Source organism: Xanthomonas sp. SHU 199 (genome assembly GCF_000364665.1).
GTDB lineage: Bacteria > Pseudomonadota > Gammaproteobacteria > Xanthomonadales > Xanthomonadaceae > Xanthomonas_A > Xanthomonas_A sontii.
In genome coordinates this window covers 1-10,331 of sequence record NZ_AQOI01000370.1, presented here as the reverse complement: position 1 = coordinate 10,331, position 10,331 = coordinate 1, and the positions used below count along the sequence as shown (strand labels likewise).

The window sequence follows — 10,331 nt, the reverse complement described above, 5'->3', positions numbered from 1 at the left end:
GGCCGCCGTCGCCGCCGCCCAGCGTGGGTGGTCGGGTACCGACGCCGTGGCGCGACATGGACCGCCTGCGGCGTCCGGACGCGCTCAATTCGGCACCGCGGCCGCAATCGATGCAGCCGGCCCGGCCGGCGATGCAGCGGCCCGAGGGCATGCAGCGCCCGCCGGCGCCGCGCCCCGGCAATATGGGTCGCAGCAATGGGACACGTCGCACACTCGAACCCTAAGAAAGGGCTTGCGTTCGCCTGTTCCAGCACGCACTCTACGTCTTACGGGGTGACCGCCTGCGTCGCTTTATGACCCGAAGGGGTCGACCCCACCGTCTATGTCGATGTCCGACAGGGAAATCTGGATCCCCCCTGTTCCGGCCCTGTCGGGCGTCGGCGCCTCACAACGAAAAGCCCCGGTCCGCCGGGGCTTTTCGCGTTGGGGCCTTGCCATTGCTGGCGTGGCGCCGGCGACCGCCGGAAAGACGGGCATAAAAAAGGGCCGGTAGTCCCCCGACTACCGGCCCCCAGCTCCCCCAACGTGCGCGTGACTGGCCCCTGTTCCAATTCCAGTCATACGCCCCTGACGCATTGCCACGTTGGGTGCAGTGGGAATATCTGCAGATTGCGTGCCAACTTGAGGCCCGGATCCGCAATTTGTGATGCAACCGCTAAAATTCCTGTTCACACCCCGGGCGACGTCCCGTGTCGCCCCCTGCCGCCGGCCCCGCGCCGGCCGACGAGACCCCGATGAGCGATTCCTTCTACCGCCATGACGTGATCGTGATCGGCGGCGGCCATGCCGGCACCGAGGCGGCGCTGGCGTCCGCGCGTGCCGGCGCGCGCACCCTGCTGCTGACCCACAACGTGGAGACGGTGGGGGCGATGAGCTGCAACCCGGCGATCGGTGGCATCGGCAAGGGCCACCTGGTCAAGGAGATCGACGCGCTGGGCGGGGCGATGGCCCACGCCGCGGATCTGGCCGGCATCCAGTGGCGGACCCTCAATGCCTCCAAGGGCCCGGCGGTGCGTGCGACCCGCTGCCAGGCCGACCGCAGCCTGTACCGCAGCGCGATCCGGCGCCTGGTCGAGGCGCAGCCGAACCTGACCGTATTCCAGGCCGCGGTGGACGACCTGGTGATGGACGGCGAGCGCGTGCGCGGCGTGCTGACCCAGACCGGGCTGCGCTTCGAGGCCGCGGCGGTGGTGCTGACCGCCGGCACCTTCCTGGCCGGCAAGATCCACATCGGCCAGACCCAGTACGCCGGCGGCCGCGCCTGCGATCCGCCGGCCACCGCGCTGGCGCAGGCGCTGCGCGACGGCCGCTTCGGCGTGGACCGGCTCAAGACCGGCACCCCGCCGCGCATCGACGGGCGCAGTCTGGACTACGCGGCGATGGAGGAACAGCCCGGCGACGATCCGCTGCCGGTGATGTCGTTCCTGGGCGAGGTGGCGCAGCATCCGCGCCAGGTCTCGTGCTGGATCACCCACACCACCGAGCGCACCCACGCCATCATCCGCGGCGCGCTGGACCGCTCGCCGCTGTACACCGGCCAGATCGAAGGCATCGGCCCGCGCTACTGCCCCTCGATCGAGGACAAGGTGGTGCGCTTCGCCGAGAAGGCCAGCCACCAGATCTTCGTCGAGCCGGAAGGCCTGGACGTGGTCGAGATCTACCCCAACGGCATCTCCACCTCGCTGCCGTTCGACGTGCAGCTGGAGCTGGTGCGCTCGATCCGCGGCTTCGAGCGCGCGCACATCACCCGCCCCGGCTACGCCATCGAGTACGACTTCTTCGACCCGCGCGGGCTCAAGGCCTCGCTGGAGACCAAGGCCATGCCCGGGCTGTTCTTCGCCGGCCAGATCAACGGCACCACCGGCTACGAGGAAGCCGCCGCGCAGGGCCTGATCGCCGGCCTCAACGCCGCGCGCCAGGTGCTCGGGCTGGAACCATGGTCGCCGCGCCGCGACCAGGCCTACATCGGCGTGCTGATCGACGACCTGATCACCCACGGCACCAGCGAGCCGTACCGCATGTTCACCAGCCGCGCCGAATACCGGCTGCAACTGCGCGAGGACAACGCCGACGCGCGCCTGACCGGCATCGGCCACGAGTTGGGCATCGTCGACGAAACGCGCTGGGCGCGCTTTCAGGCCAAGCAGGAGGCGGTGGCGCGCGAGAACGAGCGCCTGCGTGCGCTGTGGGCCACGCCGGGCAACGCGCTGGGCCGCGAGGTCGCGGCGACGCTGGGCGTGGCGGTGAGCCGCGAGACCACCGTGCTGGACCTGATCAAGCGCCCGGAACTGGACTACGCCGCGCTGATGCGGGTGCCCTCGCTGGGCCCGGGCGTGGCCGACGCGCAGGTGGCCGAGCAGGTGGAGATCGGCATCAAGTACGCCGGCTACCTGGACCGCCAGCGCGACGAGATCGCCCGCCAGCAGCGCCACGAGGACACCCCGATCCCGCCCGCCTTCGACTACGCGCAGGTGCGCGGGCTGTCGGCCGAAGTACAGCAGAAGCTCGAGCGCGTGTGCCCGCAGACCGTGGGCCAGGCGCAGCGCATCCCCGGCATGACCCCGGCGGCGATCTCGCTGCTGCTGGTGCACCTGGAACGCGCGCGCCGCAGCCGGGTGGCGTGATGGCGCATTCGATCGACGTTGCAGCGACCGCGCCCTCCGCCTCGCCCGACATGGCGATCCACCCGATCGCCGCCGACAAGCGCGCTGCCGTGCTCGCCGCGCTGCAGGACATCGAACAGCGCCACGACGTCCGCATCCTGCTGGCCTGCGAATCTGGCAGCCGCGGCTGGGGCTTTTCCTCGCCCGACAGCGACTACGACGCGCGCTTCGTCTATGTGCATCGGCCGGACTGGTACCTCACCGTCAACGAACGGACCGGGCCTGGCGAACCGCAGCGCGACGTGATCGAGTTGCCGATCGACAGCGACCTGGACGTCAGCGGCTGGGATCTGCGCAAGGCCTTGCGCCTGGTGTCCAAATCCAACCCGACCTTGCTGGAGTGGCTGCAGTCGCCGGTGGTGTACCGGCAGGATGCGGCGGCCGTGGCGACGCTGCGGGAGATGGCCGAGCGCTTCTATTCGCCGGTGGCGACCTGGTGGCATTACTTCAACATGGCCAAGGGCAACTACCGCGGCTATCTGCGCGGCGAGCGCATCCGCACCAAGAAGTATTTGTACGTGTTGCGGCCGGTGCTGGCCTGCCAGTGGATCGAGCGTGGGCACGGCATGCCGCCGATGGCCTTCGCCTCGCTGCTGGACGCCCTGGTTCCCTCTGGCGCCCTGCGCGAGGCGATCGATGCCTTGCTGGACAAGAAACGCGCATCGGCCGAAGTCGAAGACGGCCCGCGGATTCCGGCGATCAGCGATTTCCTGGACGCGGAACTGGACAGGATGGAAGCAGGCGCCCCGCAACTGCCCGCCGGCAGCGGCGACCAGCGCGCGCTGGACGACGCCTTCCGGCAGTTGCTCCGCGCCGCCACCCCGCGCTGAGGGCGTCACAGCAGACGGGCTGCGTGTCAGCCTGCAGATCTGCGGCGGGTGCGTTGCGCTCGGTCGATGTGAGCAAAGCGTCCAGCGCACGCAGGAGCGGCTTCAGCCGCGACCGGGAGCGCACATCGGCAATGCCCTGTCGCGGCTGAAGCCGCACCTACGACGGATGCGACGGGTGCAGTGCGGCGGGCGGAGCAGCGCGCGCCACCACGGGCGACGATTGCCGGGGCGTGGGACGCGCTGCGGTTTGGCTTATTCCTGCGCGGCCACCGGCAGCAGCCGCTGGCGCAGCAGCAGCGCGGCCAGGTCCAGGGTTTCGCCGGCCGCGCGCATCACCCTGCCCATGTTGATGAAGCCGTGGATCATGCCGGGGTGGACGCGCACCAGGGTTTCCACGCCGGCTTCGCGCAGGCGCTGCGCGTAGTGCAGGCCTTCGTCGTGCAGCGCGTCGCGGTCGGCGAGCACCACCAGCGCCGGAGCGACGCCGGCCACGTCCGGCGCGACCACCGGCGAGATGCGCCAGTCCGACCCCAGCGACGGGTCGGGCAGGTACTGACGGTCGAAGTAGCGCATCGCCGCTTCGGTCAGCGGCGGGATGCCGGCGTTGTGCACGCGCGAGGGGAAGGGATTGTCCGCCCGCAGGTTGGTCAGCGGATAGATCAGGATCTGGCAGCGCAGGGCGATGCCGGCATCGCGCGCGGCCAGCGCGGCGCTGGCCGCCAGGGCGCCGCCCATGCTGTCGCCGGCGACGGCCAGGCGCTGCGGATCGGCACCGACCTCGGCCGGGTGCGCGGCCACCCAGTGCACCACCGCGATCACGTCCTCGATGCCGGCCGGCGCCGGATGTTCGGGCGCCAGCCGGTAGTCCACCGCCAGCACCTGGCAGCCGGCACGCGCGGCCAGTTGCCGGCACACGTCGTCGTGCGAATCGAGGTCGCCGACCACGCCACCGCCGCCGTGTGCATAGAGGCAAGTGGGGGCCGGACCGCCGTCGAGGCCGTGCGGGCGGTACAGGCGCAGCGGAATCGGCGCGGCCGGGCCCGGTGCCTGCAGGTCGCGGACCTCGGCCATCTCCACGCGCGGGAAACCGAATTGCGCGGCGACGCCGCGCATCATCGCCCGCGCCTGGGGCAAGGGCAGTTCCTCCATCGGCGGCTGCCCGGACTGCTGTGCCTGGGCGAAGAAACGCACGACGTCTGGATCGAAATACATGGGTGGCCCTCCCGGGGCGGCTGCGCAAGCGGCGTCGAGCGGATTGTTATGCTCAATAACCATTTCCGCAAATAAGCGAACCGGAACGCCGATGCGCGGTAGCCGACGGGTCAGCGGCAGGCGGCCGATCGTCACGGCGCGGATGCGCGTGCAATGCAGGCGCGGCGAGGCGTTGCGCGGCTTGGGGCTCGCACTGGCGACCGGGCGCGCACGCGTCGCCGCCACATTGCGGCGCAGCATGGACTTGCGCGCTGCGCGCCGGAACGCGGCTCAGTCGTCCTGCGCGGCGGCTTCGCGGCCCTGCTGGCGGATGATGGCTTCCTGCCGCGCGTCCTCGATCGAGGCGCGCACCGCGCGCACGTCGGCGCGGCGGGTGTCGAAGGTGAAGCGGCCGGTGAGCGCGCTGTCCGGGCGCAGTGTGCCCTTCTCGTACAGCGCCCACATCTCCTCGCCGTAGTGGGTGGCGTTGAGCTCGGGCGCGAAGCGGCCCAGGCAGTCGCGCAGGTTGTGCACGTCGCGCAGCAGCATGCTGCGGGCGGCGTTGTTGCCGGCGGCGCTGACCACCTGCGGGAAATCGATCACCACCGGACCATCGGCGGCGACCAGCACGTTGTATTCGGACAGGTCGCCGTGGACCAGGCCCAGGCACAGCATCTTCACCACGTCGCCGACCAGCTGCGTGTGGAAGGCGCGCGCCTGCTCCGGTTCCAGTTCCACCTCGCCCAGGCGTGGCGCGCTCTGCCCGTCGGCGTCGGTGACCAGGTCCATCAGCAGCACGCCGTGGAAGTAGCCGCGCGGCTGCGGCACGTGCACGCCGGCGTCCACCAGCTGGTACAGAGTGTTGGCCTCGGTGTCCTTCCACGCGGCTTCCTGCTCGCGGCGGCCGAACTTGCTGGCCTTGCCGATCGCCCGCGCCTGGCGGCTGCCACGCACCTTGCGCCCTTCCTGGTACTGCACGCGGGCCTGGAAGCTGCGCTGCGCCATGTCCTTGTAGACCTTGGCGCAGAGCACGTCGTCGCCGGCCTGGACCACGTAGACCGCGGCCTCCTTGCCGCTCTTGAGCGGGCGCAACACGCCGTCGATGACGCCATCGTCGATCAGCGGCTGCAGGCTCGGGGGGATCTTCATCGGGTGCGGCGTACCTGGAGTGAGTCGCCGCGATTATGGCCCAAGGCTGGCGTGGCGCCCGGCGTGCCGGTGCGGCGCCGACGGTGTCGCCAACGCGCCGGAGATACGTACGGAGCGGCTTGCGGCCTGTGCGACGAACGATTAGGCGTCGCAGCGGCGCCCGGCATTTGTCTACGACGGCCGCCGAGGTGTACCGCCGCGTTCAGCTTTCGAGACGGTGGCGCAGGGCTGTCGTGTTGTGTGCGGCGAGGACGCGCGCGAGGCGTTGCCTGGGTGGATGGTTGGATAGGCGTTCGACTGCCGTCGCGTCGGGACTGAAGTCCCTCCCACAGGAAGCGCCTCCCGCACTGGGAAACAGGGCGTCGCATGCTTGCGCACGGTCAGGTTCCGTCATGAAGACGGCGGTACGGCGGCTGCCGTGTTGGTTGCCACGGGGATGTCGCATAGGGCCTCGTCTGGGTCGATGGTTGAACCGCCGTCCGAGTCCATCGCGTCGGGACTGAAGTCCCTCCCACAGAAGAGCGTCGTGCGTGGCGACGCTTCTGCACGCTCAGGCCTGCCTCAGGGCTGGCCTCAGGCCAGCCCAGGCCCGGCCTCGCGCTGTCTCGGTTCCGGCTCAGGGCGAGGCAGCGACCTGGGCCTGGGCGTCGGCACCACCGCCGAGCACCTGGTACAGGGTGACGCGGTTGCTGGCGTCCTGCAGGCGCAGTGCGATCAGCGCCTGCTGCGCGGCGAACAGCGAGCGTTGCGCATCCAGCACCGGCAGGTGGCCGTCCAGGCCGGCGCGGTAGCGCGCGTCGGCCAGGGTGTAGCTGCGCTGGCTGGCGTCGACCAGGGCCTGCTGCGCGGTCAGCTGCGCCTGCAGGTGGTCGCGCGTGGCCAGGGCGTCGGCCACTTCGGCGAAGGCCGACTGGATCGCCTTCTCGTACTGCGCCACGGCGATGTCCTTGCCGAGCTTGGAGGCGTCCAGCGAGGCCTTCAGCGCGCCGGCGTGGAAGATCGGCGCGGTGATGCTGGGCACGAACGACCAGGTGCGGCTGCCGGCGGAGAACAGCGTGGACAGCGCATCGCTGCTGCGCCCGGTGGACGCGGTCAGGCTCAGCGACGGGAAGAACGCCGCGCGTGCGGCGCCGATGTCGGCGTTGGCCGCCTGCAAGGTGTGCTCGGCGGCGAGCACGTCCGGGCGCTGCAGCAGCACCGTCGAGGACAGGTGCGCCGGCAGCGGCGCCAGCGCCACGCTGTCCTGCATCGCCTGCGCGGTCGGCAGCAGCGCTGCGTCCACCGGCGCGCCGACCAGCAGTTGCAGCGCATCGCGCGCCTGCGCCAGCTGGGTGGCGGCGCTGGCGACGGCCACGCGCGCCGACTCCACGCTGGTCTGCTGCTGCGCCAGGTCCAGCCCGGACGCGCTGCCGATGCTGTGGCGGCGCTCGGTCAGTTGCAGGGTCTGCGCCTGGCTGTCCAGGGTCTGCTGCGCCAGCGCCAGTTGCGCCTGGTCCGCGCCCACGGTCAGCCACGCCGCGGCGACCTGGGCAACCAGGGTCAGGCGCACGTTGCGCTGGTTTTCCGCACTGGACAGCCAGTTCTGCAGGGCTTCCTGCTTGAGACTGCGCAGTTGCCCGAACAGATCCAGCTGCCAGCTGCTGAGCCCGACCTGCAGGGTGTCGCTGGTGCTGACCTGGGAGACGCCGTCGTCGTTGCTGGCGGCGCTGCTGCGGCTGCGGCTCATGCTGGCGTTGGCGTCGAACGACGGCAGTTGCGCGGCGCGCTGGAGGCGGTACTGCGCGCGTGCCTTGTCGATGGACAGCACCGCCACGCGCAGGTCGCGGTTGTTCTGCAAGGCCAACGCGATGGTCTGGCGCAGCCGCGGATCCAGGAACACCTGCTGCCAGTCCGGCATCGCCAGCGTGTCGGTGGCGGCGCCCGCGGCGGGCGCCGCGTCGACCGCGGCCAGGTCGGCCGGCACGGGTGCCGCCGGGCGTACGTAGGTGGGCGCCAGGGTGCAGCCGGACAGGGCCAGCAGCGTGGCCACCGCCACGCTCATGCGGGTCAACGCGCTCATGCCTGCGCCTCCGGCTTGGCGACCGCCGGTCCGGGGAACATCCGGCGCACGATCACGTAGAACAGCGGCACGAAGAACAGGCCCAGGGTGATCGAGGCCAGGGTGCCGCCGGTGACGCCGGTGCCCAGCGAGTGGCGCGCGGCCGAGCCGGCGCCCTTGCTGAACACCAGCGGCAGCACGCCGAGCAGGAACGCCAGCGAGGTCATCAGGATCGGCCGCAGGCGCATCTGCACCGCGTGCAGGGTGGCGGCGAGCAGGCTTTCGCCGCGGTGTTCGAGGTCGCGCGCGAACTCGACGATGAGGATGCCGTTCTTCGCCGCCAGGCCCACCGTGGTCAGCAGGCCGACCTGGAAGTACACGTCGTTCTCCAGCCCGCGCAGGGTCATCAGCAGCACCGCGCCGAACACGCCCACCGGCACCGCCAGCATCACCGCGAACGGAATCGACCAGCTCTCGTACAGCGCCACCAGGCACAGGAACACGAACAGCAGCGAGATCGCATACAGCGCCGGCGCCTGGTTGGCCGACAGCTTTTCCTGGTAGGCCATGTCCGACCACGCGTAGCCGAAGCCGTGCGGCAACTGCTTGCTGAGTTCGGCCATCGCGTCCATCGCCGCGCCGGAGCTGACCCCGGGCACCGCCTGGCCGGTCAGCTCCATCGCCGACACGCCGTTGTAGCGTTCCAGCGCGGCCGGTGCGCTGGTCCAGTGCGAGCGGGTGAACGCCGACATCGGCACCATGTCGCCGCCGCCGTTGCGCACCGTCCAGCGGTCCAGGTCCTGCGGCGCCATGCGTGCGTCGGCGTCGCCCTGCACGTAGACCTTCTTGATGCGGCCCTTGTAGATGAAGTTGTTGACGAAGTCGCCGCCGAGCGCGCTGTTGAGCGTGGCGTTGATGTCGCCCGGGTCCACGCCCAGCGCCTGCGCCTTGGCGTCGTCGATCTTGACCGCGTACACCGGCGCGTCTTCCAGGCTGGCGTAGCGCACGTTCATCAGCTTGGGATCGTGCTGGGCCAGCCGCAGCAGCTTGTCGCGCGCGGCGACCAGGGCGGCATGGCCGGCGCCTTCGTAGTCCATCAGTTCGAAGGTGAAGCCGGAGGCGTCGCCGAGGCCGGTGATCGCCGGCGGCGAGGTCACGAACAGTTCCGCGTCGGGCACGTCGGCCAGCGCCTTGTTCAGATGGTCGGCGATGGTCGCGGCATCGTCGTCGCGGTCGTCCCAGTCCTTCAGCCGCACGAAGGCCATGCCGACGTTCTGGCCGGCGCCAGTGACGCTGAAGCCGGCCGAGGACAGCACCGAGCGCACGCCCGGATCCTTCAGCGCGGCCTTGGTCAGCCGGTCGGTCACCGCCAGGGTCTGCTCCAGGGTGGAGCCGGCCGGCAATTTGACCAGCACGTTGAGCATGCCTTCGTCCTCGTCGGGCAGGAACGCACCGGGCAGGCGCCACAGCAGCAGGCCGGTGACCGCGATCAGCAGCGCATAGGCGAGCAGGCCCAGCGCGCGCTTGCCCAGCACCCGTTCGACCAGCGTGCGGTAGCGCTCGGACAGGTGCCGGAAGCGGGTGTTGAACCAGATGAAGAACCAGCCCAGGCGCCCGTGCGAGCCGATCGGCGCCTCGCCCTGGTGCAGCGGCTTGAGGATGGTCACGCACAGCGCCGGGGTCAGGGTCATCGCCACCAGCACCGACAGGATCATCGAGGCGGCGATGGTGATGGAGAACTGCCGGTAGATCACGCCGGTGACGCCGTTGAAGAACGCCATCGGCACGAACACCGCGGTCAGCACCAGCACGATGCCGACCAGGGCGCCGCCGATCTGCTGCATCGAGCGCAGCGTGGCTTCCTTCGGCGGCAGGCCTTCCTGGCCCATCACCCGCTCCACGTTCTCCACCACCACGATGGCGTCGTCGACCAACAGGCCGATCGCCAGCACCATCGCGAACATGGTCAGGGTGTTGATCGAGTAGCCGAACGCGGCGAGCACGCCGAAGGTGCCCATCAGCACCACCGGCACGGCGATGGTCGGGATCAGCGTGGCGCGCCAGTTCTGCAGGAACAGGTACATCACCGCCACGACCAGTAGCACCGCCTCGATCAGGGTGATGACCACTTCCTTGATCGAGGTGGTGACGAACGGCGTGGTGCTGAAGGCGATGTGGTAGTTGAAGCCGTGCGGCCAGTACTGCTTGAGTTCCTGCAGGCGCTGGTCGATGGCCTTGGAAGTCTCCACCGCGTTGGCGTCGGAGTTGAGCTCGATGCCCAGCGAGGCCGAGGGCTTGCCGTTGAAGCGGGTGATGCTGTCGTAGGTCTCCGGGCCCAGGCCGATCCTGGCCACGTCCGACAGGTGCACGGCGGCGCCGCTGGCATCGCTCTTGAGCACGATCGCGCCGAACTGCGCCGGGGTCTGCAGGCGGCTGCGGGTGGTTACGGTAGCGTCCAGG

At 70.4% G+C, this 10,331-nt stretch carries 6 protein-coding genes; 2 read left to right on the top strand and 4 right to left on the bottom strand.

Annotation, left to right across the window (positions count from 1 at the left end; genetic code table 11):
• The first annotated feature begins 734 nt into the window (after positions 1 to 734).
• Both mnmG and D183_RS0112525 read left to right on the top strand, forming a co-directional pair.
• On the top strand, positions 735 to 2,624 hold the full coding sequence (gene mnmG, locus D183_RS0112530; protein ID WP_026144423.1) for a tRNA uridine-5-carboxymethylaminomethyl(34) synthesis enzyme MnmG: 1,890 nt from the start codon (positions 735 to 737) through the stop codon (positions 2,622 to 2,624).
• Positions 2,624 to 3,493: a nucleotidyltransferase domain-containing protein gene (locus D183_RS0112525; protein WP_232757269.1), complete on the top strand. Its 870-nt coding sequence runs from the start codon at positions 2,624 to 2,626 to the stop codon at positions 3,491 to 3,493. The genes mnmG and D183_RS0112525 overlap by 1 nt, the downstream gene beginning before the upstream one ends.
• 252 nt (positions 3,494 to 3,745) lie before the next feature.
• Here the strand turns inward: D183_RS0112525 and D183_RS0112520 are convergent, their stop codons facing one another.
• The 4 genes from D183_RS0112520 to D183_RS0112505 form a co-directional block, all read right to left on the bottom strand.
• Positions 3,746 to 4,705 carry an alpha/beta hydrolase gene (locus tag D183_RS0112520; protein ID WP_017909292.1) on the bottom strand — a complete coding sequence of 320 codons (960 nt, stop codon included), beginning with the start codon at positions 4,703 to 4,705 and terminating at the stop codon, positions 3,746 to 3,748.
• 270 nt (positions 4,706 to 4,975) lie between these two features.
• Positions 4,976 to 5,833, bottom strand: a complete 858-nt coding sequence (locus D183_RS0112515) for a PA4780 family RIO1-like protein kinase (RefSeq protein ID WP_017909291.1) — start codon at positions 5,831 to 5,833, stop codon at positions 4,976 to 4,978.
• Between the two features lie 616 nt (positions 5,834 to 6,449).
• The gene (locus D183_RS0112510) at positions 6,450 to 7,892 is read right to left on the bottom strand and encodes an efflux transporter outer membrane subunit (RefSeq protein WP_017909290.1); all 1,443 of its coding nucleotides are present in this window, start codon (positions 7,890 to 7,892) and stop codon (positions 6,450 to 6,452) included.
• Positions 7,889 to 10,331 (bottom strand): efflux RND transporter permease subunit (locus D183_RS0112505; RefSeq protein ID WP_017909289.1); only part of this gene is annotated, 2,443 nt, incomplete at its 5' end. The genes D183_RS0112510 and D183_RS0112505, both read right to left, overlap by 4 nt.